25 protein-coding genes are annotated in these 22,883 nt (G+C 52.5%); 14 read left to right on the top strand and 11 right to left on the bottom strand.

Features of this window, described 5'->3' with window-relative positions; all coding sequences use genetic code 11:
* The first annotated feature begins 39 nt into the window (after positions 1–39).
* Positions 40–846, top strand: coding sequence for a glutamate racemase (murI, locus tag BMW46_RS11145; RefSeq protein WP_074708541.1), 807 nt, complete (start codon positions 40–42; stop codon positions 844–846).
* 117 nt (positions 847–963) lie between these two features.
* Here the strand turns inward: murI and BMW46_RS11150 are convergent, their stop codons facing one another.
* Positions 964–1,857, bottom strand: a complete 894-nt coding sequence (locus BMW46_RS11150) for a DNA glycosylase family protein (protein ID WP_074708544.1) — start codon at positions 1,855–1,857, stop codon at positions 964–966.
* Positions 1,858–2,282: 425 nt separating this feature from the next.
* Here BMW46_RS11150 and ccmC point away from each other — a divergent pair, with 425 nt between their 5' ends.
* The 7 genes from ccmC (at position 2,283) to ccmI (ending at position 8,208) form a co-directional block, all read left to right on the top strand.
* Complete coding sequence (gene ccmC / locus BMW46_RS11155; RefSeq protein WP_074708546.1) at positions 2,283–3,023, top strand: heme ABC transporter permease CcmC; 741 nt, start codon at positions 2,283–2,285, stop codon at positions 3,021–3,023.
* Positions 3,024–3,052: 29 nt separating this feature from the next.
* Positions 3,053–3,217: a heme exporter protein CcmD gene (ccmD, locus tag BMW46_RS11160; protein ID WP_256326904.1), complete on the top strand. Its 165-nt coding sequence runs from the start codon at positions 3,053–3,055 to the stop codon at positions 3,215–3,217.
* Entirely contained in the window at positions 3,201–3,647 is a 447-nt protein-coding gene (ccmE, locus tag BMW46_RS11165; protein WP_074708552.1) for a cytochrome c maturation protein CcmE, read from the top strand. Before ccmD ends, ccmE begins: the two co-directional genes overlap by 17 nt.
* Before the next feature lie 95 nt (positions 3,648–3,742).
* A complete protein-coding gene (locus tag BMW46_RS11170; protein ID WP_074708554.1) occupies positions 3,743–5,782 on the top strand; it encodes a heme lyase CcmF/NrfE family subunit in 2,040 nt (679 codons plus the stop codon).
* Positions 5,779–6,303 carry a DsbE family thiol:disulfide interchange protein gene (locus BMW46_RS11175; RefSeq protein ID WP_011380552.1) on the top strand — a complete coding sequence of 175 codons (525 nt, stop codon included), beginning with the start codon at positions 5,779–5,781 and terminating at the stop codon, positions 6,301–6,303. Before BMW46_RS11170 ends, BMW46_RS11175 begins: the two co-directional genes overlap by 4 nt.
* Complete coding sequence (locus BMW46_RS11180) at positions 6,300–6,890, top strand: cytochrome c-type biogenesis protein (protein WP_081355779.1); 591 nt, start codon at positions 6,300–6,302, stop codon at positions 6,888–6,890. The genes BMW46_RS11175 and BMW46_RS11180 overlap by 4 nt, the downstream gene beginning before the upstream one ends.
* Before the next feature lie 7 nt (positions 6,891–6,897).
* On the top strand, positions 6,898–8,208 hold the full coding sequence (ccmI, locus tag BMW46_RS11185) for a c-type cytochrome biogenesis protein CcmI (protein ID WP_074708560.1): 1,311 nt from the start codon (positions 6,898–6,900) through the stop codon (positions 8,206–8,208).
* 538 nt (positions 8,209–8,746) lie between these two features.
* Here the strand turns inward: ccmI and BMW46_RS11190 are convergent.
* Both BMW46_RS11190 and smpB read right to left on the bottom strand, forming a co-directional pair.
* Positions 8,747–9,817, bottom strand: a complete 1,071-nt coding sequence (locus BMW46_RS11190) for a COX15/CtaA family protein (RefSeq protein WP_074708562.1) — start codon at positions 9,815–9,817, stop codon at positions 8,747–8,749.
* 38 nt (positions 9,818–9,855) lie between these two features.
* On the bottom strand, positions 9,856–10,299 hold the full coding sequence (gene smpB / locus BMW46_RS11195) for an SsrA-binding protein SmpB (protein ID WP_074708565.1): 444 nt from the start codon (positions 10,297–10,299) through the stop codon (positions 9,856–9,858).
* Positions 10,300–10,666: 367 nt separating this feature from the next.
* Between smpB and BMW46_RS11200 the strand changes: the two genes are divergently transcribed.
* The 4 genes from BMW46_RS11200 to guaA all read left to right on the top strand — a co-directional run bounded on the left by BMW46_RS11200 (position 10,667) and on the right by guaA (position 14,798).
* Positions 10,667–11,104: a type II toxin-antitoxin system RatA family toxin gene (locus tag BMW46_RS11200; protein ID WP_074708567.1), complete on the top strand. Its 438-nt coding sequence runs from the start codon at positions 10,667–10,669 to the stop codon at positions 11,102–11,104.
* Positions 11,105–11,128: 24 nt separating this feature from the next.
* Positions 11,129–11,419, top strand: coding sequence for an RnfH family protein (locus BMW46_RS11205; protein WP_074708569.1), 291 nt, complete (start codon positions 11,129–11,131; stop codon positions 11,417–11,419).
* Between the two features lie 191 nt (positions 11,420–11,610).
* Positions 11,611–13,071 carry an IMP dehydrogenase gene (guaB, locus tag BMW46_RS11210; protein ID WP_074708572.1) on the top strand — a complete coding sequence of 487 codons (1,461 nt, stop codon included), beginning with the start codon at positions 11,611–11,613 and terminating at the stop codon, positions 13,069–13,071.
* 164 nt (positions 13,072–13,235) lie between these two features.
* A complete protein-coding gene (guaA, locus tag BMW46_RS11215) occupies positions 13,236–14,798 on the top strand; it encodes a glutamine-hydrolyzing GMP synthase (protein ID WP_074708575.1) in 1,563 nt (520 codons plus the stop codon).
* A 39-nt stretch (positions 14,799–14,837) separates the two neighbouring features.
* On the opposite strand, the gene BMW46_RS11220 is transcribed toward guaA, so the two are convergent.
* From BMW46_RS11220 to BMW46_RS11250, 8 genes are all read right to left on the bottom strand, one after another.
* Entirely contained in the window at positions 14,838–15,257 is a 420-nt protein-coding gene (locus tag BMW46_RS11220; protein ID WP_074708578.1) for a CBS domain-containing protein, read from the bottom strand.
* A gap of 46 nt (positions 15,258–15,303) precedes the next feature.
* A complete protein-coding gene (locus tag BMW46_RS15155) occupies positions 15,304–15,453 on the bottom strand; it encodes a lmo0937 family membrane protein (RefSeq protein ID WP_107761494.1) in 150 nt (49 codons plus the stop codon).
* Between the two features lie 167 nt (positions 15,454–15,620).
* Positions 15,621–16,037, bottom strand: coding sequence for a hypothetical protein (locus BMW46_RS11225; RefSeq protein ID WP_074708815.1), 417 nt, complete (start codon positions 16,035–16,037; stop codon positions 15,621–15,623).
* 72 nt (positions 16,038–16,109) lie between these two features.
* On the bottom strand, positions 16,110–16,328 hold the full coding sequence (locus tag BMW46_RS11230) for a CsbD family protein (RefSeq protein WP_074708580.1): 219 nt from the start codon (positions 16,326–16,328) through the stop codon (positions 16,110–16,112).
* A 102-nt stretch (positions 16,329–16,430) separates the two neighbouring features.
* Complete coding sequence (locus tag BMW46_RS11235; RefSeq protein ID WP_074708583.1) at positions 16,431–17,009, bottom strand: BON domain-containing protein; 579 nt, start codon at positions 17,007–17,009, stop codon at positions 16,431–16,433.
* A gap of 72 nt (positions 17,010–17,081) precedes the next feature.
* Positions 17,082–17,300: a CsbD family protein gene (locus BMW46_RS11240; RefSeq protein WP_074708585.1), complete on the bottom strand. Its 219-nt coding sequence runs from the start codon at positions 17,298–17,300 to the stop codon at positions 17,082–17,084.
* A 77-nt stretch (positions 17,301–17,377) separates the two neighbouring features.
* Complete coding sequence (locus BMW46_RS11245; RefSeq protein WP_074708588.1) at positions 17,378–17,977, bottom strand: BON domain-containing protein; 600 nt, start codon at positions 17,975–17,977, stop codon at positions 17,378–17,380.
* A gap of 476 nt (positions 17,978–18,453) precedes the next feature.
* Positions 18,454–19,470 (bottom strand): sulfate ABC transporter substrate-binding protein, encoded by a 1,017-nt coding sequence (locus BMW46_RS11250; RefSeq protein WP_074708591.1) that lies wholly within the window; start codon positions 19,468–19,470, stop codon positions 18,454–18,456.
* 250 nt (positions 19,471–19,720) lie between these two features.
* Here BMW46_RS11250 and BMW46_RS11255 point away from each other — a divergent pair, with 250 nt between their 5' ends.
* Together BMW46_RS11255 and BMW46_RS11260 are read left to right on the top strand one after the other, a co-directional pair.
* A complete protein-coding gene (locus BMW46_RS11255; RefSeq protein WP_074708593.1) occupies positions 19,721–21,814 on the top strand; it encodes an ATP-binding response regulator in 2,094 nt (697 codons plus the stop codon).
* Between the two features lie 368 nt (positions 21,815–22,182).
* The gene (locus BMW46_RS11260; RefSeq protein WP_256377046.1) at positions 22,183–22,881 is read left to right on the top strand and encodes a PEP-CTERM sorting domain-containing protein; all 699 of its coding nucleotides are present in this window, start codon (positions 22,183–22,185) and stop codon (positions 22,879–22,881) included.
* The last annotated feature ends 2 nt before the right edge of the window (positions 22,882–22,883 follow it).

Consider the following 22,883-nt stretch of genomic DNA (forward strand, 5'->3'; position numbering starts at 1 on the left):
ACGGGTATATGTACATGTGAGCCATTGAGTGAAAGATAAATGATGCCGGAAATATTTTCTCCCATAGCTGTATTCGATTCCGGTATCGGAGGATTGACTGTTCTTCAGGCGCTGAAAAAGCGTTATCCGCAAGAATCTTACGTCTATCTAGGGGATACCGCCCGCCTTCCTTATGGAACCAAGAGCCCTGAAATCGTGCAGCGTTATAGCCAGAGCCTGTGCAGGATTCTGCTGAACTATAACCCAAGTGCAATCGTGATCGCCTGCAATACCGCATCGACTCATGCGCTGGAGGCCGTACGCGCGCTAGCGGCTCCACTGCCGGTCATCGGCATGATCGAGCCGGCTGCGGCTGCGGCAATTCAGGCAACAAAAAATCAGCATATCGGCGTCATCGCTACCTTCGGCACCATCCGGAGCGGAGCATATGAAAAGGAACTGAAAAAAATCAATCCTCATATAAAGGCATCGTCCCAGGCCTGTCAGATGCTGGTGGCTCTTGCGGAAGAAGGCTGGTCTTCAGGTCCCATAGCCACAGCTATTGTCCGCCAGTATCTCGATCCCATATTCGACACAGCCGAAGCGCCGGACACGTTGATTCTCGGGTGCACGCATTTTCCTGTCTTTGAAGCCCTCTTCCGGGACATTCTGGGATCATCGGTCACACTCATCAACAGCGGTGAAGCGGCCGCTAGGCAGCTTTCGGGAATTACGGGAACAAGGAGCCAGATTAAAATGCTGGCAACCGACGATCCCGAGCGCTTTGCCGCCAATGCTTCCAAATTCTTCGACCAAGGACTGGTGGCTGCCGATATAGAACTGATCGATATAACTGCCGCATCTTAGCGCTGGAAATTCGTCAGGCTTGCCTATTGCTCAAGGGCACAAAAACGTATCATCCAAATTGCTGTCCGTATCGCACAACGAGACTGTGGGGCCACAATGAGGCGCATCAAATTCTCCTCAGGCAATCGCAGCCTGGGCTGCCCACAGATGGGCGCCAACCAGGGCCCGCCAGGGGGAAAACTGGGCGAGCCAGGTCTTCGTATTTTCCTCGCTTATTTTGTCCTGCACACCGAGCAAGGCTTGCAGGCCGCGCCGGACTGCTGCATCGCCGTGCAGTGAGCCGTCGAGCCAACCGAAGCCGCGCAGCAGTCCATAATTTACCGTCCAGGGACCGATGCCGCGGACTGCTTCCAGTTTTTCGCGAATGACATCGACCGGAAGCGTCTCAACCCACGCATCCAATGGAAACTCGTTGTCAGCCACGAGGGCGGAGAGTGCAAGCAGAGTCCTGGTTTTAGTGGTCGAAAAACCCGCTTGCCGTAACGTCTCTTCGGGCAATTCGAGAATCCGGCGCGCGTCAGGGTAGCAGAACAGGCCACAGGAGTGAGGGATATTGGTCGCGCCGATCAGCTTTCGCCGTAGGGAAACCGCGGCGTTGACGCTGATTTGTTGGCCAGTGACTGCCCAGGTCAGTGCCTCGAATGGGGTGGCAGTGACCGGCACACGTAGACCGGGTTGTTGCGCGATCAGGATACCCAATTGCGGGTGATCGCGATACCGTTCCTCGAAGATCTCGATCTCCTGGGTCAGACCCAGCATGCGCCGAACCATACCTTCGAAGATGGGCTGGCGATCCTCTGCTACTTTGCCATCGATGACCAGTGAGGCCTTTGCCAATTCTGGCTCAAAGCTGATAGAAAGGTACGCCGGAGCGTCACACCAAATCATGGCTTTTTGCACAGAGGCATGGCTGACACGCTCTGCGATCTCTTGCCGGTCGCGCCGATGAAAGGCTAGGATATCGCCGGGACGAAGGGTCGCAGGTAAGGGAATGGAACAGGAAAATTGCATGGTTGCTTTCGGATTTCTCGAACGGAAAGAAGTGGCTGCCGGATTATTCGACTAAATGAAGTGATTATGGTGCCAGGATAGCTTGCGCGAAATCCTGTTTTCCTGCTTTTGCACGTATTTTTGCATGTATATCGGCTGTAACCGATCCACCCTTCCTCGCTCTCCTCCGCAACATCCACCTCCCGATTACAATCAAGCGATAGTTTTTAACAAACCAATTCTGAATTTGAGGTTTTTAGGTTAAAATTGGGAGTTACGCGCACGGGGCGTAAGGATGGGTAGGTAGATTGGGTTGCAGTGGCCGACAGTGTCCTGCCGGATACACGGCCACATGGGATATACGGCCATATGAGCATATGGCACGGCGCAATCTATCAAAGCCTCATCGAGGCCTCAATTATGGAGTCTGCTACCTACTTTGCTACATGGCGATAAACTGGTTTAAATATTCCTCTCCGGCTAGCTTCTATTTTCTCGCCGGCAAAATGATTCCCCTGTTTTCCATTGCTGCAATTGTATTGTGTGCGGTGGGACTTTATATCGGCTTTTTTGTAGCTCCCACCGATTTTCAGCAGGGTGAAGCCTATCGTATCATTTTCATCCATGTCCCTGCGGCCTGGCTGTCGATGTTTCTATACGTCATCATGGCGCTATGGTCGGGTATCGGCCTTGCATTCAATACCCGCCTTTCCGCCATGGTGGCAACCGCCATTGCCCCCACTGGCGCAATGTTCACATTTATTGCGCTTTGGACCGGCGCCTTGTGGGGTAAGCCCATGTGGGGCACCTGGTGGGTGTGGGATGCGCGCCTTACCTCTGAACTGATTCTTCTGTTCCTCTACATCGGCTTCATGTCTTTGCAGGCGGCCATAGACGATCCGCGCCGTGCGGACAAAGCCGGAGCAGTGATTGCTCTGGTAGGCGTGGTAAACGTCCCCATCATCTATTTTTCCGTGAAGTGGTGGAATACATTGCATCAAGGCGCCTCCGTCAGTCTCACGCAGTCACCGAAAATGGCCACCACCATGCTTACAGGGATGCTGATCATGTCAATCGCATGCTGGATGTATGCCATCGCGGTGATATTGATGCGCACGCGCGCCATTATCCTGGAACGTGAACGTCATACTGCGTGGGTAGGTCAGTTGCAGGAGGCAGCGCAATGAGCTGGAACAGTCTGTCTGAATTTCTGGATATGGGGGGGTACGGGTTCTACGTATGGGGGTCCTACCTCGTTACCTTGATCTGCATTGCAGGGGAAATCGTTCTGGTTTCCAACCGCAGGCGAACTTTGCTCAGGCATCTCAGTCTGATTCATCAGTCAACAAAACAAGAGAAGGGAAATGAAACCACGTCATAAAAAATTGGCAATCATCGCTTCGAGCGTGACCGCGTTGGGCGTTGCTTCGGTGCTGGTTTTAAACGCATTTCAGAGTAATCTGGTATTTTTCTTCAGCCCTACCCAGGTCGCCAATAATGAGGCGCCCGTTGGCAAGAGTTTCCGTATCGGCGGCCTCGTGGAAGAAGGCAGCGTCAAACGCCAGGCCGACGGCCTGACGGTCAATTTCCTGGTGACGGATACCGCAAAGGTTATTCCGGTCGTATATACCGGCATCCTTCCCGACCTGTTCAAGGAAGGCAAAGGCGTGGTAGCCCAGGGCAAGCTGGCTTCGGATGGCATTTTCCGGGCGGAAGAGGTGCTCGCGAAGCACGATGAAAATTATATGCCACCGGAAGCCGCGGGCGCGCTTGATCAAGCCGACAAGGCACGCAAGACAGTGATGCAGTAGCAAAAGTTTCAGCTCCGAGCCTTTCCAGAATCGAAAGGGCTCTGCCATTCCTGCTCATATCTATTCATATTTTTCCATAACCCACAGCCTCAGCCATGATTCCAGAACTTGGTAACTTTGCCCTGATCCTCGCCTTGCTGCTGGCACTCATACAAGGCACCCTGCCCATTATCGGCGCCGCACGCGGCATCCCTTCCTGGATCGCCCTGGCGCGGCCGGTGGTTCAGGGGCAGTTTGTGTTTGTAGCCATCGCATTCTTCTGCCTGGCCTATTCATTCGTAAACAGCGATTTTTCCGTGGTCAACGTAGCGCAGAACTCGAATTCGAACCTGCCGCTGCAGTACCGCTTTGCCGCCACATGGGGCTCGCACGAAGGCTCCCTGCTGCTCTGGACGTTCATGCTGGCATGCTGGTCGGTGGCGGTAAGCGTATTCAGCAAGCATTTGCCGAATGATATGGTGGCGCGCGTACTGGGCGTCATGGGCCTCGTCAGTGTGGGTTTTCTGATATTCATGCTTTTCACTTCCAATCCTTTCGAGCGGATGCTGCCCGGGGCGATGGAAGGAAGCGACCTCAACCCGCTGCTGCAGGACCCCGGCATGGTCTGCCATCCACCCATGCTTTACATGGGTTATGTCGGCTTTTCCGTGGCGTTTGCATTCGCCATTTCCGCACTGCTGAGCGGCCAGATGGATGCGACCTGGGCGCGCTGGTCGCGGCCGTGGACCACAGTTGCCTGGATGTTCCTCACCATCGGCATCATGATGGGAAGCTGGTGGGCCTATTATGAACTGGGCTGGGGCGGATGGTGGTTCTGGGACCCGGTTGAAAATGCCTCTTTCATGCCTTGGCTGGTAGGGACTGCCCTGGTTCATTCCCTTGCCGTGACGGAAAAACGCGGCAGCTTTAAGAGCTGGACCGTGCTGCTGGCAATCTGCGCATTTTCCCTGAGCCTGCTCGGTACGTTCCTGGTTCGCTCGGGCGTGCTGACCTCGGTTCACGCTTTTGCAACCGATCCCACGCGCGGTATATTCATCCTGGCCTTTCTGGTGACCATCACTGGAGGCTCTCTGCTGCTTTTTGCATGGCGGGCGCCGAAAATCGGATTGGGTGGAAAGTTCGAACTGGTTTCACGCGAATCCATGTTGCTCGCCAACAATCTGTTGATGATGGTTGCAGCGGGAAGCATCCTGCTGGGCACGCTCTATCCCTTGTTCATGGATGCGCTTGAACTCGGTAAGATTTCGGTCGGCCCCCCCTACTTCGAAGCAGTATTCGTCCCGTTGATGACCCCTGCCGTCTTTCTGATCGGCCTTGGCCCTCTTGCGCGCTGGAAGCAGGCAAGCCTCCCTGAACTTGCGGTACGCCTGCGTTGGGCATTCGGGGTAAGCGTAGTTACCGCTCTCGTAATACCCTTTGTCATGGGCGAATGGAAGCTGATGGTGAGCTTCAGTTTGCTGATGGCTTGCTGGGTCATTACGAGCGTGATCGTCAGCGTAATTCATCGTCTCCGAAGCACTGGCAAGCAGGGCTTGTTTGCCAAGCTGGGCGCGCAATCGCGCAGCTACTACGGCATGCACGCTGCCCACCTTGGCATTGCCTTCTTTATTATCGGTGTGGCGCTTGTGGGTGGTTATGAAACGGAAAAAGATGTGCGCATGGAAATTGGCGACACAGTCGAGGTAGGAGACTATACCTTCCGCTTCAATGGCGTGAAAAAAGCGCCAGGTCCAAACTACATGTCCGACATCGGCAATGTTGACGTATTGCGCGACGGAAAGAAAATCAATGTACTGGAACCGGAAAAACGAACCTATAACGCATCCGGCATGCCGATGACCGAAGCGGCGATAGATACCGGCATTCTGCGCGATCTGTATGTTGCCCTGGGTGAACCGTTGGAAAACGGAGCATGGATTGTACGCGTTTATCATAAACCCTTCGTGGACTGGATATGGTTCGGCTGTATATTGATGGCATTTGGAGGCTTCCTTGCCATCACTGACAGACGTTATCGGCTATCCTCACGCAAGCAGCGTGAGACTGTCGAGGTCGAGGAAAGGAAGGCCGCTAAAGCCAGCAAAGCCGGCAGGAAAGCCGCTCCGCCCATGATTGCCCGGAGCAAAAAGGCATGACGCGTTTCCTGTTGCCGCTCGCTGTTTTTGTCGTACTGGTGGGTTTTCTGCTCGTCGGCCTGGGCCTCAATCCGCGTCAGGTCCCCTCTCCCCTGGTGGGGAAACCAGCTCCCGAATTCCAGTTGCAACAACTGCATGAACCGGAAAAAACGCTGACCTCGAAGGAAAACCTGGGCAAGGTATGGCTATTGAATGTGTGGGCCTCGTGGTGCGTCTCCTGCCGCCAGGAACATCCGGTATTGGTGGAACTGTCGAAGTCGGGAATTGTCCCTGTCTACGGACTCAATTACAAGGACCAGCGAGACGACGCGTTAAGATGGCTTCAACAGTTCGGTGACCCCTACGCAGTCAGCGCGGTTGATCCCGAAGGCCGGACGGGCATAGAGTTCGGCGTCTACGGCGTGCCGGAGACTTATGTCATCGACAAGAATGGAGTGATCCGCTACAAGCAAATCGGTCCCGTAACAGTGGAAGCACTGCAGAATAAAATTCTGCCTCTGGTGAGAGAATTACAAGGATGAGATTGAAACTTTTATCCCGGTCGTCTTTGACGGCTTGTGGCAGCGGTAAAAACGATAAAGGCAGCCGTATAGGCAACCCCAGAAGCGCCCTGGAAGGCATGAGGGCAAATGAAGGCGGTTTCGCGCTGCTAAAAACGGCGCTGCTGCTCTGTCTGTTGCTTCTCGCTCCATTTGCGGGGGCAAAGGAAGCTGCTCCTGTTGCCGAAGACCCGGAAATAGAGAGACGCATGGTTGCGCTATCCGAAGACCTGCGATGTCTGGTCTGTCAGAATGAGACGATAGCCGCTTCGCGTGCCGATTTTGCCAACGACTTACGGCGCGAAATCCGCGAACAGATGCAAGCCAACAAGAGTGACAAGGAAATTGTCGACTTTCTGGTGGCGCGCTACGGCGATTTCGTGCTTTATCGTCCACCGATGAAAAGTACTACCCTGTTTCTATGGTTTGGTCCTTTCATCTTCCTCTTGGCTGGCGCAGTCTTTCTGGTGTTTTATCTCAAGCGCCGTCGCAAACACATCGAAGAACCCGCGCTATCCGAACAGCAACTCAAGCAGGCGGAAGCCTTGCTGAAGGAAGGCAAAGGGTAATAAACGCATGACTTCATTCTGGATTGTAGCCGGCATATTTATTGTCGGCGCCCTGCTGTTCGTGTTGCCTACATTGTGGAGCAAGAAGGATCGCGACGCCGGCGTCGAACGGGATGCCACCAATATCGACGTTTATCGGGATCAGTTGGCGGAACTCGATAGTGATCTGCGCAGCGACATCCTGACGCGGGAACAATACGAGCAAAGCAAGCGCGAGTTGCAGCAAAGAATGCTGCAGGATATTCCCGAAGATGGCAATACGACGACCATGATAATGGGTGGAAGGCACAACGTGGCGACCATGACTGTCACTGCGCTCGCTCTGCCTGTCCTCGCGGTTTCCCTTTACCTGGCGATAGGCAACACCAAGGCGTTGCTGCCACAGCCTGCTGCGGAGCATCCATCGATGTCGGCCGAGCAAGGACAAGGAGGCCATCCCGACTTTTCCTCGGTGATGGAAAACCTCATTGCGAAGCTTGAGGACAATCCCGACAACGTCGAAGGATGGCTTATGCTTGGTCGGACCTACGCAATGATGCAGCGGTTCAATGAGGCAAAGGAAGCTTATGAAAAGGCGCTTGCCCTGACGCCCGAAGACTCCGCCATCATTACCGATTACGCCGATATTGTGGCGATGACGAATAATGGCAGCCTAGTCGGGAAACCGACGGAACTGATCAAAAAGGCATTGAGCCTGGATCCCAATAACCCCAAGGCGCTGGCGCTGGCAGGCACAGCCGAATTCGAGGAGAAGAGATACAAGGAGGCTGCCAGATACTGGGAAAAACTGGCAGCACTGATTCCACCGTCCGAGACTGAGCTGGTGCAATCCGTCAACGCCAGCATCGCAGAAGCAAAATCGCTGGCAGCAGGAAAAGGAAGCCTGGTGGCTAGAGCGCCAGACCAGCCGGGTAGTCAGACACCTCCTCCTGCAAATAAACAGGGATCAGCCTCGGGCGCGGGAGGGGCTACCTCCGGTACACTTTCCGGCAAGGTAACACTGAGCCCTGCCCTCGCAAGCAAGGCCTCCCCAGGTGACAGCCTGTATATTTTTGCCCGTGCCAAAGTGGGACCAAAGGCGCCCCTTGCGACCCTGCGTCTGCAAGTCAAGGATCTGCCCGCGAACTTTTCACTGAATGACTCCATGGCTCGATCCGGCGTGCAGTTATCCACTTTCCCTGCCGAGGTGGTAGTAGGCGCCAGAATTTCGAAATCGGGATCCCCCATGCCACAAAGCGGCGACCTGCAAGGTTTCAGTCAGCCGGTGATGGTCGGCGCCAGCGGGATCAGCGTGGTTATCGACCAGCAGCTGCCTTAGTAGTCAGCACTAACTGACGGCAGCATATCTATCTCTGGAGTATGCCCCTTGGGGGCGCAAAGGCAAAGCCTTTGCGCCCCCTTCTTTCTCTGGAAATCCCTCTTGAGATGATTTCCGGATAAATAGAATCTGCTCTTTCCCACTGCAACTTCGCGTGCTGCCGTTCTAAATCTTTCGTCCGTTTTTCATGCCTTCCACAACCTCAGGCTCAGGACGAATGGTATTCACGGCATGCTTGTTCGAAAGGAAGAACAAGCTTCAAAACAGATCAAAGGGCAATTCGGTGGCTTACCAATCTTGATAAATTTCTTGTCGGGTTCCGCTCTGCTCAGCCCGACCTACAGTTATTTGCCATAACGCGGGATGATGAAGATGCGTCAGTAATTAATGCATGTTCATTGTCATTAATGAGGTGCACTAATGAAGCATGCGAACAAGCAATTAAAACAATCACTCGCTGACCTTGCTCGCCTGCTGAATAAAGGCATCGAGGCCAAGCTCCTAGATCTGCCGGCTGCGGACGAGCTGAAACGCTCAACTATTGACGCCGTAGCTCATGATTCACCCAAAGGGCAGCGGTAAACAGCAGTAGTGCGCCTGCCTGATGCGCTGCCGCGAGGGTTAGAGGAACAACCAGCAACAGCGTGGAAATCCCCAGAGTGATCTGCACTGCCAGCATGATCAACAGCAGAGTGCATGCAAGACGAGCCGAGCCTGAAAGGGGCGCTGCTCTCGATTTGAGCCAGAAAATCGGAACAAGAATTGCCAGCGTCCATGCAATCAGGCGATGATCGAATTGCACAGTGGTCATGTTGTCGAAGAAATTCCGGTACCAGGGTTCCAGCATGAATAGTTCCGGGGGAATGAAGTGGCCATCCATGAGTGGAAAAGTATTGTAAGCCAGACCTGCCCGAATGCCTGCCACGAACCCTCCCGATAAAACCATTATGAATATCAGGGCAGACAGCGTGGTCGAGAAATTGAGCAAACTGCGTAGTCCGCTGTTTGTGGACAAACCGCGGCCGGGATTGAGCAGATCGAGCGCTACCCAGAACATTGCGGCATAAATCGCAAAAGCGAGGCCAAGGTGCGCAGTCAGGCGATACTGGCTGACGTGGGGGTTATCCACCAACCCGCTCTTTACCATGTACCACCCCATCCCACCCTGCAAGGCACCTAGCAGGAAAATTCCTGACAACTTCAGACCCAATGGTCGATCGACTGCCTTTTTCGCCAGAAAATACAGGAATGGCATGAAAAATGCCAACCCGATGACGCGCCCCAATAGGCGGTGGAAATATTCCCACCAGAAGATTGTCTTGAACTCTTCCAGGCTCATGCCAAGATTTATCTTTTTATACTGAGGTGTCTGATGATATTTCTCGAAGAGCTCATCCCAGTCATTCTGAGTGAGTGGAGGAACCGTGCCAACGAGGGGTTGCCATTCGACGATGGAAAGCCCTGAATCGGTAAGACGGGTTACGCCGCCTACAACCACCATGGCGAATACCAGAGCGCAGCAAACGAACAACCAGATAGCAATCGGTTTTTGCACAGCAAACTCTTGATCGGTTTTTTGCGGGATTATTGAGGTTTGGACAAACTGCATGGCTAGGAATTTGATCTAAAGTTATAAAATATCGAGGATTATTTCACACGCATCAACCGCTGCTTGTCGCGCTCCCACTCTTTCTGCTTCTCGGATTCGCGTTTGTCATGCTGCTTCTTGCCCTTTGCAAGACCGATTTCAAGCTTGATTCGCCCTTTCTTATAATGGATATCCAGTGGAACCAGGGTGTAACCCGCCCGCTCCACTTTGCCGATAAGCCGTTTGATTTCCTCAGCATGCAACAACAGCTTGCGCGTACGAACCGGGTCGGGCTGGATGTGAGTGGAAGCTGCCAGCAACGGACTGATATGACATCCGATGAGAAACAATTCGCCGTTCCGGATAATGACATATGCTTCCTTCAGCTGTGCTCGTCCCGCGCGAATCGCCTTGACTTCCCATCCTTCCAGAACTGCCCCCGCTTCATGTTTCTCCTCGATAAAATAGTCATGAAAAGCTTTCTTATTCTGGACGATGCTCATTCAGGGGTTCTCAAAACAGGTGCTCGCTACTCACAAAGAGTGCAAAGGACGCAAAGGATAAAGGGGTACGATATAAGAGGGTACGATGTTCAAGAAATCCCTGGATAAGTCCTCGAGGGAAGAAAAAGGGTGAGTTCAACGCGGGTTTCGTGTATTTTAACAGCTTTCGCCTTGAATTCGGCAGATGGAAAAGCTGGAGCACTGAGACAGCTCAGATCACAGTTCAGGCTCCCCGCAGGTTCATAAGCTGGAAACACTCAGGCAATTAAAACAATGCATATGTATCAATTTTCCAAGTCAAAAAACGAGCAGTCCCCCATCAAGTTGACGTTCAATACTGTCTCGCTGAAGCTGAGCAACTCATCGTATGGCTGACATCGAAAAATCGGTTCTGATTGGTTATTCCGCAAGCCGCATGTTCGAACTGGTGGATGCGGTGGAGGATTATCCGAAATTTTTACCCTGGTGCGGAGGATCTTCCGTTGTGTATCAAAGCGAGTCGGTCACCCATGCTACCATCATGATCGATTATCACCATATCAAGCACAGTTTCACGACCGAGAACGTACGCAAGCCGCCAGAGCTGATTACAATGACATTATTGAACGGACCGTTTCAGAACCTCGACGGGCACTGGCGCTTCATTCCCCTGGCGGAAAATGCGTGCAAGATCGAGTTTCGCCTGCACTACACGTTCTCGCACATATTTCTGGAAAAACTGGTAGGACCCGTCTTCTTTGTCATTGCCAATAGCTTCGTGGAAGCATTCATCGAGCGTGCAGAAGAAGTTTATGGGAGTTCCTGATCGGGTATTGACGTCGGGAAGTCTATGGAAATTCCTGGTCGGAATATTGACATCGAAGTGGTGTATGTATTGCCGGAGAAACAGATTGTACGGCAGATGAATTTGCCGGAGGGCACTACCGTGGAACAAGCGGTAAAACTATCCGGCATCCTCCCCCGGTTTCCCGAGATCGATCTCCTGAAAAATAAGCTGGGTATATATGGCAAGTTGGTCGCGCCAACCACGGTTCTACGCAATCGCGACCGGGTAGAAATTTATCGTCCTCTGAGGGTCGATCCCAAGGAAGCCCGCAGGAAGCGTGCAAAAAACCGGTGATTGCGCATCAACCCCGGAACGAAAATAAAAACCAAGCTTATAAATGAGGTGCGTCGTGAACAATTGCGGCCAGAGCCTATGGCATGAGCAGATAGGAAAGCTTCGAATCGTTCCTGCGCTTCGTCTTCGTGCGGATGATTCCCCATAGCATCCATGTTCGCTATAATGCCGCTTTGTGAAGGATCACTATCATGCGACTGGTTGAGAAAGCTTTAACCTTTGACGATGTCCTGCTGCTTCCCGCCCACTCCGTCGTTTTACCACGCAACGTCAATCTGACAACGCGACTCACGCGCGAAATCTCCCTCAATATTCCTCTTGTATCAGCTGCCATGGATACCGTTACCGAGGCGCGGCTCGCGATCGCGCTCGCCCAGGAAGGCGGAATCGGCATCATACACAAGAATATGCCGGTAGAATCCCAAGCCGCCCAGGTTTCCAACGTCAAGCGCTTCGAAAGCGGCGTGGTAAAGGATCCCATTACCATTCCGCCTGACATGACTGTGCGGGAAGTGCTGAATCTGATCCACAAATTCAGAATTTCAGGCTTACCGGTGGTGGAAGGTTCGAAAGTGGTGGGGATTGTGACAAACCGCGATCTTCGCTTCGAAACCAACCTGGATCAGCCGATCCGGAATATCATGACCTTGAAGGAGCGGCTGGTAACGGTGAATGAAGGCGCCAGTCGCGAAGAAGCAATGGCCCTGTTGCACAAATACCGACTGGAGCGTGTGCTCGTCGTGAATAACGACTTCGAGTTGCGCGGATTGATCACTGTGAAAGATATCATCAAAACATCCGAACACCCCAACGCCTGCAAGGACGAACAGGGTCGGCTGCGTGTTGGCGCTGCGATAGGGGTTGGCGAAGGCAGTGAAGAGCGCGCGGAGGCGCTGGTCGATGCAGGTGTGGACGTGATTGTCGTGGACACCGCACATGGACACTCGCAGAGTGTGCTTGAACGGGTACAGTGGGTAAAGAAACGGTTCCCTAAAATCCAGGTTATTGGCGGCAATGTAGGTACTGCCGCCGCTGCCAAGGCTCTGGTGGATCATGGCGCCGACGCGGTAAAGGTAGGAATCGGTCCGGGTTCGATATGCACCACCCGGATTGTGGCGGGAGTGGGAATACCTCAGATTACGGCCATCAAAAACGTTTCTGCGGAACTGGCGGGCAGCGGCGTGCCGCTGATCTCCGATGGCGGCATCCGCTATTCGGGGGACATTGCAAAGGCGCTGGCCGCCGGGGCGAGCTCAATCATGCTGGGGGGATTGTTCGCGGGCACGGAAGAATCACCGGGAGAAATAGAACTCTTCCAGGGGCGCTCATACAAGACCTACCGTGGAATGGGTTCACTTTCGGCAATGCAGCAGGGTTCAAGCGACCGCTATTTCCAGCAGCCCGAGCAGGACTCCAGGAAGCTCGTGCCGGAAGGTGTGGAAGGCCGCGTTCCCTTCAAGGGAAGCGTCATTGCGGTCATCCATCAGTTGATTGGCGGAGTACGCTCAGGCATGGGCTATCTGGGCTGTGAAACAATCGATGACATGCATGCCAAGGCAGAGTTTATCGAGATTACTGCCGCTGGGATTCGTGAATCCCACGTTCACAACGTGCAGATTACCAAAGAGGCCCCGAACTACCATATCGATTAGACGGAAATGGCGTTGCATGGCAATAATATATTGTCTCAGCCTAACTGTTGCACCTTACGGTCTGCCCTGCTACTTTCCTCCCCTCTTCACTGACAGCAATATTCATTTTAGGACGGATTTCCGCTCTCTGAATGCTCGGATGATCGAGTTCGAGAGCTTTGGTCATGCATCAAAAAATACTCATCCTTGACTTTGGTTCCCAATATACGCAGTTGATTGCCCGCCGCGTGCGGGAAAGCAATGTCTACTGCGAAATTCATCCTTTTGACATAAGTCCGGAATTCATCGGGAACTTCGCTCCGGCAGGCATTATCCTTTCCGGTGGCCCGGCCTCTGTCCCCGAGGATGAAACACCGCGTGCTCCCCAGATCGTCTTTGAACTGGGAGTCCCGGTAATGGGCATCTGCTATGGCATGCAAACCATGGCGGCGCAGTTGGGTGGTTCAGTTGAAAACTCGAAGGTGCGGGAATTCGGTTACGCCGAATTGCAGGTAAAAGACCTTGCCGGCCTGCTTCAGGATATCCATGATCGTACTGATGCATCGGGCCAAAAGCTTCTGGATGTGTGGATGAGTCATGGCGACAGCGTGAACATTCTTCCTCCCGGTTTCCAGGTCATGGCAAGCAACCCTGCCACCCCCCTGGCTGCCATAGCGGATGGAGCGCGCAGGTTCTACGGGATGCAGTTCCATCCGGAGGTCACTCATACCCCGCAGGGCAAAGCCATAATAGACAGGTTTGTCCATGAAATTTGTGGGCTCGCTTATGACTGGAACATGCCCGACTATCTGGAGGAAATGGTTGGCAGAATCCGTTCTGAAGTGGGATCGGATGAAGTTATTCTGGGGTTGTCCGGGGGTGTGGATTCCTCCGTTGCAGCAGCCCTCATTCATCGTGCTATTGGCAAGCAGCTTACCTGTGTTTTCGTGGACAACGGCCTGTTGCGCCTGAATGAGGCCGAACAGGTAATGGACACCTTCAGCCGAAATCTCGGCGTAAAAGTCATTCATGTCGATGCCAGCGAAGAATTTCTAGGACATTTGCAAGGCACCACGGATCCGGAAGCGAAGCGTCGCATTATCGGACGCGAATTCGTCGAGGTATTCCAGCGGGAGGCAGCAAAAATCGCGAATGCGCGCTGGCTTGCCCAAGGCACGATTTATCCGGACGTCATCGAATCCGCCGGCGCCAAAACAAAAAAGGCAAACACGATCAAATCCCACCACAATGTCGGCGGCCTGCCGGAAACATTGCATCTGAAGCTTCTGGAGCCATTGCGGGAATTGTTCAAGGATGAAGTACGCGAGCTTGGACTGGTCCTGGGGCTGTCGCACGATATGGTCTTTCGTCACCCTTTTCCCGGACCGGGGCTTGGAGTGCGCATTCTCGGTGAAGTCAAGCGCGAGTACGCCGAGCTATTGCGGCGGGCCGATGCAATCTTCATCGAGGAATTACGCAATGCGGGCTGGTATGAAAAGACTTCGCAGGCGTTTGCGGTCTTTCTACCGGTGAAATCGGTGGGGGTGATGGGCGATGGGCGCACCTATGATTTTGTCGTAGCCCTGCGCGCCGTTCAGACAGAAGACTTCATGACGGCGCGCTGGGCCGAACTGCCTTACGCCCTGCTCGCGAGAATATCCAACCGCATCGTGAACGAAGTACGTGGAATAAACCGCGTGGTTTACGATATCTCCGGGAAGCCGCCGGCCACCATAGAGTGGGAGTGAAAAGACCTGGAGAAGCTCGGTTGCTTATGCTGAATAAACTCAGGGCGGATTGGAAATTTCGGTAAGCGCATCCGCAACCGGTCCGATATCGGAGGCATCCACTGCAAAATCTCCGAGAGAGACGATTCCCACCAGTCGTTGTTCGGCGTTCACGACCGGCAGGCGGCGGATCTGGTTATCACTCATGATCTCAGCTGCTTCCTCTATCGAATCATCCTCATGAACCCAGATCACACCTTCGGACATGATTTCACTGACTGGAGTGCTTGGTCCCCTGCCCTCCGCCACCGCTCTGATGGCGATATCGCGATCAGTGATGACGCCCAGCAACTGCTCTTCATCTCCCACGGGTAAAAGCCCGAAGTCGCCGTCGCGCATTTCCTGGGCTGCCTCCTCAATGGTTGCATCCGGGCTGATGGTCTGCACATCCGAACTCATCACTTCGCTTATCTTTTGCATGTCATTCTCCTCATCGACTCGCCTGCGGCGTCACGGACGCAAATAATTAAAGTGGTTTGCGGCCGCTGATTACGCGAAGCAGAATCACCACGATGGCTATTACCAGAAGAAGGTGTATGAAGCCGCCCATCGTATAGGAACTGACTAATCCCAATAGCCACAGGATGATCAAAACAACAGCGATTGTGTAAAGCATGATAGCCTCCTTTTCGTTATCATGAAGTTATCCAGCAAGCGCCGCCCTTGGATCTTGCCTGGACTATATGACGCTTGCTTTACTTGCCAAGGGTATTCCTCAAGCCCGCTCTTCTGAGTATTGTGCTGATGGAAAACCTCTCGCAAGAGGAACCTGTTCAGAGATTCCTAATCTTCCCTCTTGGCATCCGCTATCGCAGCCGCTTGCGCAGCTTTTGCTTCTTCTAGACACACATCCTTCACATTGCCTGATAAATCATCACATCGCTCTTTCGCCACCCGATAGTCAGCTTTCGCTCTTGCCGCCCGCACTTCGTACTGGCTTTCTTTCGATGGCCTGTACTTATCTTCCAGCTCGGCCTTTGCAACTTCTTCCCGACCTTTGGCTTCCGCCTCACATATATCCTCGGCATTGCCATCGAAGGAATCACAGCGCTGCTTCTCCGCCTTGTATTCACGCTCGATGCGCTCCTTGTCGGCCATATATACCTCATAGACGTCGGCCGGCAGCCGCTGTTGCTGCGCTATCGCGGCTAAGCTGACCGAGAAGCCGAGCGCGACAAGAATGACATTTGATTTACGCATGATTCCCTCGCTTTGATGGTTTGACTTTATGGTTCGGACAGAGAAACAGTCCTTCATTCCCCGCTTTTCCCTTCAATAGGAACGATGATGTGGGTCCTGCCGTTTTTCCCATTCATCGATCTGCTTCTCGGCTTCTTCCTTCGTGATCCCGTATGATTCCTGGATCTGCCCGGAGAGTTGGTCCTTCCGTCCAGCGATCTGATCGATATGATCATCGGTGAGCTTGCCCCACTGCTCTTTCACCTTACCCTTGAATTGCTTCCAGTTGCCTTCTACTTGATCCCAGTTCATTTTTGGCTCCTCCTTTAAGTCTGATTCAGTTTGAAAAACTCTTGAGCATCCGTGCGCATTGATACCGATCTACTGTCGATAATCTGGAATTCCTATCAATTCCTATCGCTTGATGCTTATTTTATTGACGACGTTCTTGACACCTTCAACGCCACGCGCAACCTTGACGGCGCGATTCATCTGCGCTTTATCGTTTGCATACCCGCTGAGTTGAACCTTCCCTTCGTGCGTTTCCACCGCGATGTCAGTACTGTTCTTGATGCTGTCATCACCCGCCAGTGCGGCCTTGACCTTAGTGCTGATAATACTGTCATCTATCTTCTCGCCGACCGAGGCCTCATCCCCCTTTACCATCATTTTGTTGTCAACGTGTTTTACCCCCTTGATACCCTTTGTAATCGCAACGGCCTTGTCAATCTGCTCCTTGCTATCCACATAGCCACTGAGCTGGACCACCCCTTTGCGTGTCTCCACCTTGATGTCCAGTCCCTTGACGTAATCGTCCGCCAGAAGCGCGGTTTTTACCTTAGTGGTAATCGCGGTATCGTCGATTTCGGTGCCTATCGTCATTGGAGCTGTTTGAGCCTCCGACTTAGGTTCTCCCGAGGCATGTTGCTGCGCCATCAGGGCAGAGCTGACTGAAAAGCCAAGTGCGACAAGAATGACATTTGATTTACGCATGATTCCCTCGTTTTGATGGTTTTTTTTGTATCTAGGCCGGCAAATAAGGCCCCTATCGGTCCATTTTTCTCTTTAATAGGAGCGATGATGCGTGTCCTGCTGTTTTTCCCATTCATTGATCTGTTTCTCGGCTTCTTCCTTCGTGATCCCGTATGTTTCCTGGATCTGACCGGAGAGTTGATCTTTCCGTCCAGCGATCTGGTCGATATGATCGTCGGTGAGCTTGCCCCACTGCTCTTTCACCTTACCCTTGAATTGCTTCCAGTTGCCTTCTACTTGATCCCAGTTCATTTTTAGCTCCTTTCTTTCTGGTTTGATTGAGTTAGAAATCCTGAAATTAGCGACCGCAGCGCAGATGCTTCTGATTCCTATTCCTTGATCTCCATTTTATTGACGACGCTCTTGACACCTTCGACCCCTCGTGCCACTGCGACGGCACGATCCATCTGGGCTTGATCGTTCGCATGACCGCTAAGCTGAACCTCCCCCTCCTGAGTTTCTACCGCGATGTCAGTACTGTTCTTGATACTGTCATCCCCTGCCAACGCAGCCTTGACCTTGGTAGTGATGATAGTGTCATCGATCTTTTCGCCAACCGAGGCTTCGCCTCCTTTTACCATCATTTCATTGTCGACGTTTTTGACGCCTTCAATACCCTTCGCAATTGCAACCGCCTTATCAATCTGCTCCTGGCTATCCACGTACCCGCTGAGTTGAACTTCCCCTTTGCGAGTCTCCACCTTGATATCCAGGCCCTTGACGTAATCGTCCGCCAGAAGCGCGGTTTTTACTTTAGTGGTAATCGCGGTATCGTCGATCTCGGTGCCAATCGTCGTTGGAGCTGTTTGAGCCTCCGACTTCGGCTCCCCAGGGGCAGGGGCTTTCTCCTCTTTCTTTCCGCAACCCGCGAGGGCAAGTGCACTGATGAGCGCAATGGTCAGAACAAGCGATTTATTTTGAATACTCATGCTGTTTTTCTCCCGACTAGATTTGAATTAAGGGTCGCCAATGACTCGCAGCTAAAGGCCAATTCATGCCCTGCTCCACACCGGCTTAGTTTCTGATCCTGCGATTCAATCATCCCGCGCTATCGCTTATTGCTCAGTGCGCTGGCGCACATAAATTGGAAAAAGGCAATTAGCCGTATTTCGACGAATACTATAAGTCGCTGGTGCAAAACGTATAGTTGTGCAAAAACCTGCTCTTGCTCACAGCCGCCTTCCCGCTCAAGGAAGCTGAGGAGCTGAAGGTGGCTGAAGCAAAAAGCAGTCAGCAGCAAAGAAAAAAGGTGAGAACCCGGGAAGAATTTTTATTTCGATGAAGCCACGGATTTGAAAGAGGGGGGAATTGCAGTCGGAAAGATAGCAGGAATTATTTGTAGAAGATTGTGGTAGGCATGAATGTCAGTTTTCTGGAAACACTGCCACCCTGACAGGGTGCAATTTCAGTGAAACACGCTTGAATGCGTTTGAATTCGGTCAAAAATGCCGCCGTCCGCAAAATGGATGTTTCGAGCCTCCTTCCAGCCACCAAACATGTCATCGACGGTAAACAATTCGAGGGATGGAAATTGCATCGAATACTTGGCGGCTATCCTCTCATCACGCGGGCGATAATAGTGTCTGGCTGCTATTTCCTGTGCTTTCAGTGTGTAGAGATAATCGATGTAAGCCTTGGTCACTTCACGCGTTCCATTCCGCGAAGCAACATCACTTACTATACTCACAGCAGGTTCGGCCAGGATGGAGAGGGAGGGGGTAACGATCTCAAATTTGTCTCCCCCATGCTCTTTGACGATCAGGTGGGCTTCATTCTCCCAAATCGGGAGCACATCCCCTCTGCCGCGTTCGACGAAAGTCGTTACTGAACCATGCGTTCCGGTTTCCAGAGTCTTTACGTTGCCAAATATTTTTTTTATGAATTCAATCGCTGTTACGTCACTTCCTCCACCCTGCCTGAGCGCATACCCCCAGGCAGCCAAGTAACTCCAGCGCGCATCCCCCGAAGTCTTTGGATTGGAAGTTACAATCTCGATACCCGGGTTCGCAAGATCATTCCAATCCCGCACCTTCTTCGGATTGCCATTGCGCACCAGAAAGACAATGGTTGAGGTATATGGTGGCTTTTGTGGTAAGGATTTTTGCCAGTCAGGTAACGAAAATTTACTGGCTTTTTGCAGTATCTCCGGATCATAGGACAGAGCCAGTGACATGACATCAAGTCCATCTATATTCGCCCCGAGAGGTATACCTGGCTTGCTTTCCGCATGCCGGATCGTAACCTCCACATCGGTTCGCGTTTTCCAGTGCTTGATAAACGCCTTGTTGAAATCATCAAACATTTTGTGACTTGCATCGGAACTGTAGTCCGTGGACATGCTATGCAGGGCGGCAATTGCTGCACTGAAGCTGAGCAGAATTGCCAGAATCGCAAAAACCAGCCGGAAGTGATATGAACGCATCTTTTTTCCTCCTGGGTATTGATACCGGGAAATCTACCATCGGTTTATTTCAACAGCATTGCATGGAAATGAAGAAATAGGGCGGGTTGCCGTTCTTTTAGAAAAGCGGGAGGGAAGCCGCTTGCTATATCCCCCTCGGCTCGGTACAGGGGTCTGTAAATAAATCGCGCTAGGGAGTCCAGGCGTATAAAATTAAAACAGGCGATTGATGCAATAGGTAATTGGCGGGCAATTGCAGCGGGATGGATTCATGAACATCAGAAACTTTATCAGTTTTTCCAATGTCACCCTCGCACTCCTGCTTGCGGCGATCGGTGCGCTCGTCTTTCATTCGATGGGTATCCGCGAGGAGATCAACATCGCGGAACGGCACCGATTCCAGGCGCTGCTGCTCGGGGATGAGCTGCTTCATACCTCCAACGACCTCACACGTATGGCACGTACCTATGTCGTCACCGGCGACCCGGTCTACAAGCGGTATTTCAACGAGATACTGGATATTCGCAACGGACTACATCCACGCCCGTTGAATTATTCCCCGACATACTGGGACCTGATGATGGCGGGAAAGACTCCCGTCGTCAGGCAAGGGCGTGCCGTTCCTTTGCTGGAGAGGTTCCAGCAAGAAGGCCTGAACAATGAGGAATATGGCTTGCTGCAAGAATCGCTGGAACGCTCCAACAGGCTGGTCAAACTTGAGCAACGCGCCTTTGCCGCAATGGAAGGCTTATACGACGACGGCGAAGGCAATTTTACCGTGCGCGGCAAACCTGATCGTGATCTGGCGATAAGGCTCCTGTTCAGCGAACACTATATTGCGGAAAAAGCCGCCATCATGGAGCCGATTCAGGCATTCATGGACTTATTCGGTGAACGCATGCAAACCCAATCAAATCTCGGGCTGGCGCGACTCGAGCGCCAGATCATCTTCGAGATGGCGCTTATCTTCGTTGCCCTTGTGGCCACCATGGGCATCATTTTTTATACCCGGTTCAACATACTACGGCCGTTGGCCGATCTCGGCCGTCAGGTCACGGGAGTCACCCGGGGCATTCTTCCCAGCCGCTATGGGAAAGCGACGAGTAATGAGGTTGCCAAGCTCGGCGAAGCATTAGCCCTGGTAGATGCGGAAAAACGACAGCTTCTCGAGAATGAACGAATCGCCCGAAATGAAGCTGAGCACGCAAGCCGTCTCAAGGACGAGTTTCTGGCAACCCTTTCTCATGAATTGAGAACCCCGTTAAACGCAATCCTGGGATGGTCCCAACTCGTCCTGAGTGGAAACCTTAAAAAAGAGGATATCCACAGAGGACTGGAAACGATCGAGCGAAATGCGCGTGTCCAGAACAAGCTGATTGAAGATCTCCTCGATATGAGCAGCATCATCTCCGGAAAAGTCAGACTGGATATGCGTCGGCAGGATATCGCCAACTTGGTCGAGACAGCGGTCGAATCAGTAAAGCCGACAGCGCAGGCCAAAGGAGTCATTCTGCAAAAAACGCTGGGCAAAAAAGTTGATTCCATCATGGGAGATTCCAACCGGCTCCAGCAGATACTCTGGAATCTGCTCTCCAATTCGATAAAATTTACGCCCAAAGGCGGGAAAATAGAAGTTACAGTAGAACAGCGGAACTTGTTCCTCGAAATCAGGATAAGCGACTCCGGGTTGGGAATCACTTCCGAATTCATGCCCTATGTCTTTGACCGTTTCCGGCAGGGAGACGCTTCGCTTACGCGGCAGTACGGCGGACTCGGTCTTGGTCTCGCCATTGTGAAGCAACTGGTGGAGCTTCACGGTGGAACGGTGCGTGCAGAAAGTCCGGGTGAGGGACAAGGGTCATCCTTTATCGTCAACCTGCCGATCGCTCCTCCTGCTCCCGAGACAAAAAGCGAACCACTCCCGTCACAGGAATGCATCGAACCGCAGTCATTGTTCAAGGGATTGAAAGTGCTGGTTGTCGATGATGAACTGGATGCGCGCGAACTTATCAGGCGGATTCTGACGCAACAGGAAGCAAGCGTGATTACGGCTGCACGTGCGGCAGATGGTCTGGAACTCTTAAAGACCGAGAAGCCGGATATCGTTATCAGCGATATCAGCATGCCCGAAAAAAACGGGTATCAGTTCATCGCCGAGGTGAGAAGTCTTTCGGCAGAAAATGGGGGAACAATCCCGGCTATCGCCCTCACGGCATTCGCCCATCCGGAGGACAGGGCCAAAATGATGAGCGCAGGCTACCAGAAACACCTGCCCAAACCTGTCGATTCCATTGCATTGATTACAGCCATCAATAACCTGATCGGCTCAAAAAAGCTGACCCATACAAGCACTAACGCTACCTGACCAACCGTATCTTCAGGTGCCGCAACAATATCACTTTGTCATCCCAGCGTCTCAAGATTTCCCTCCACGAACGTATTCTCCCCCGCTGCGCATCTTAGGTTGCCAGGTTTCCGGCACCCTTTCCATATTTATATTTATTCACGTCATATCTCCTCATAGCATTGCTTCTTACGGTCCAATCCGTGCTCCCCGTTCAACCATTCGATCAGGAAACTGCGACATATTGCCGCATGCGACAATATGCCACATTGATTTGTCGGTATGAATAATAAATACTCCTTAATATCGGTATTTAAGTATAAATATGCCGATATGTTAAAAATACGGAAAAACACATACCTTCAATAGACAATCAACGAGGGATTAATATGAAAATAGCATTCAGGTATCTGCCCGCTGTCACCGCCACTGTCACCGCCATCATCTCGCTGCCCGCTATGGCTCATGTGGGTTATACGGATCGCAATTTCGGCACTTTCGATAATACCTATAGCACGACAACATTGTCCGATCAGGCGGTTACAGGTAATTACGGCTGGATCGATGGAACTGACTCCGATAATGGCGATAGCCACAAACTGCGCCCATACCGTTTTACCCTTGCTGAGGAAACGAACATTACACTCACGTTTGAACAGGCAACTTCCCAGGTGACTGACCATTTGGGGAATATCTCGACGTCCCGGTTGGGCCTGAAACCTGGTTTCTCTCTCTATGAAGGCTTGGCGCACCTGGCCCCGGTGAAGGCAGATTATGATTCTGCCGAAATATCGATTGCCAACCGTGACCCCGGTACAGAGGGATCATTCAAAGCTTTGGCGGATTGGTCGATCGGTAACGACCCGGGCGATTTGAACGGAACTTCCATCCCGGCGAGCCTGAGCTTCTTCAAGTATATCGGTCATGCCTATGATGGTACCGGCTTCGGCTCCGATGGTACGCCCGACGGCAGGGTTTCGCACACATTCATGAATCTCAAGCCCGGCGACTACTCCGTGTTCGTCGGTGGCACGGACTATTTTGCCCAGGAAGCCAGCAACCCCGACCTCTCAACAAAATTATCTTAAGT

The sequence above is a fragment of the Nitrosospira multiformis genome (assembly GCF_900111585.1).
GTDB classification, from domain to species: domain Bacteria; phylum Pseudomonadota; class Gammaproteobacteria; order Burkholderiales; family Nitrosomonadaceae; genus Nitrosospira; species Nitrosospira multiformis_B.

Excerpts from the sequence above, each read along its gene's own strand:
- murI (WP_074708541.1), top strand. The coding sequence starts at position 40 with ATGATGCCGGAAATATTTTCTCCCATAGCTGTATTCGATTCCGGTATC.
- BMW46_RS11150 (WP_074708544.1), bottom strand. The coding sequence starts at position 1,857 with ATGCAATTTTCCTGTTCCATTCCCTTACCTGCGACCCTTCGTCCCGGC.
- ccmC (WP_074708546.1), top strand. The coding sequence starts at position 2,283 with ATGGCGATAAACTGGTTTAAATATTCCTCTCCGGCTAGCTTCTATTTT.
- ccmD (WP_256326904.1), top strand. The coding sequence starts at position 3,053 with ATGGGGGGGTACGGGTTCTACGTATGGGGGTCCTACCTCGTTACCTTG.
- ccmE (WP_074708552.1), top strand. The coding sequence starts at position 3,201 with ATGAAACCACGTCATAAAAAATTGGCAATCATCGCTTCGAGCGTGACC.
- BMW46_RS11170 (WP_074708554.1), top strand. The coding sequence starts at position 3,743 with ATGATTCCAGAACTTGGTAACTTTGCCCTGATCCTCGCCTTGCTGCTG.
- BMW46_RS11175 (WP_011380552.1), top strand. The coding sequence starts at position 5,779 with ATGACGCGTTTCCTGTTGCCGCTCGCTGTTTTTGTCGTACTGGTGGGT.
- BMW46_RS11180 (WP_081355779.1), top strand. The coding sequence starts at position 6,300 with ATGAGATTGAAACTTTTATCCCGGTCGTCTTTGACGGCTTGTGGCAGC.
- ccmI (WP_074708560.1), top strand. The coding sequence starts at position 6,898 with ATGACTTCATTCTGGATTGTAGCCGGCATATTTATTGTCGGCGCCCTG.
- BMW46_RS11190 (WP_074708562.1), bottom strand. The coding sequence starts at position 9,817 with ATGCAGTTTGTCCAAACCTCAATAATCCCGCAAAAAACCGATCAAGAG.
- smpB (WP_074708565.1), bottom strand. The coding sequence starts at position 10,299 with ATGAGCATCGTCCAGAATAAGAAAGCTTTTCATGACTATTTTATCGAG.
- BMW46_RS11200 (WP_074708567.1), top strand. The coding sequence starts at position 10,667 with ATGGCTGACATCGAAAAATCGGTTCTGATTGGTTATTCCGCAAGCCGC.
- BMW46_RS11205 (WP_074708569.1), top strand. The coding sequence starts at position 11,129 with ATGGAAATTCCTGGTCGGAATATTGACATCGAAGTGGTGTATGTATTG.
- guaB (WP_074708572.1), top strand. The coding sequence starts at position 11,611 with ATGCGACTGGTTGAGAAAGCTTTAACCTTTGACGATGTCCTGCTGCTT.
- guaA (WP_074708575.1), top strand. The coding sequence starts at position 13,236 with ATGCATCAAAAAATACTCATCCTTGACTTTGGTTCCCAATATACGCAG.
- BMW46_RS11220 (WP_074708578.1), bottom strand. The coding sequence starts at position 15,257 with ATGCAAAAGATAAGCGAAGTGATGAGTTCGGATGTGCAGACCATCAGC.
- BMW46_RS15155 (WP_107761494.1), bottom strand. The coding sequence starts at position 15,453 with ATGCTTTACACAATCGCTGTTGTTTTGATCATCCTGTGGCTATTGGGA.
- BMW46_RS11225 (WP_074708815.1), bottom strand. The coding sequence starts at position 16,037 with ATGCGTAAATCAAATGTCATTCTTGTCGCGCTCGGCTTCTCGGTCAGC.
- BMW46_RS11230 (WP_074708580.1), bottom strand. The coding sequence starts at position 16,328 with ATGAACTGGGATCAAGTAGAAGGCAACTGGAAGCAATTCAAGGGTAAG.
- BMW46_RS11235 (WP_074708583.1), bottom strand. The coding sequence starts at position 17,009 with ATGCGTAAATCAAATGTCATTCTTGTCGCACTTGGCTTTTCAGTCAGC.
- BMW46_RS11240 (WP_074708585.1), bottom strand. The coding sequence starts at position 17,300 with ATGAACTGGGATCAAGTAGAAGGCAACTGGAAGCAATTCAAGGGTAAG.
- BMW46_RS11245 (WP_074708588.1), bottom strand. The coding sequence starts at position 17,977 with ATGAGTATTCAAAATAAATCGCTTGTTCTGACCATTGCGCTCATCAGT.
- BMW46_RS11250 (WP_074708591.1), bottom strand. The coding sequence starts at position 19,470 with ATGCGTTCATATCACTTCCGGCTGGTTTTTGCGATTCTGGCAATTCTG.
- BMW46_RS11255 (WP_074708593.1), top strand. The coding sequence starts at position 19,721 with ATGAACATCAGAAACTTTATCAGTTTTTCCAATGTCACCCTCGCACTC.
- BMW46_RS11260 (WP_256377046.1), top strand. The coding sequence starts at position 22,183 with ATGAAAATAGCATTCAGGTATCTGCCCGCTGTCACCGCCACTGTCACC.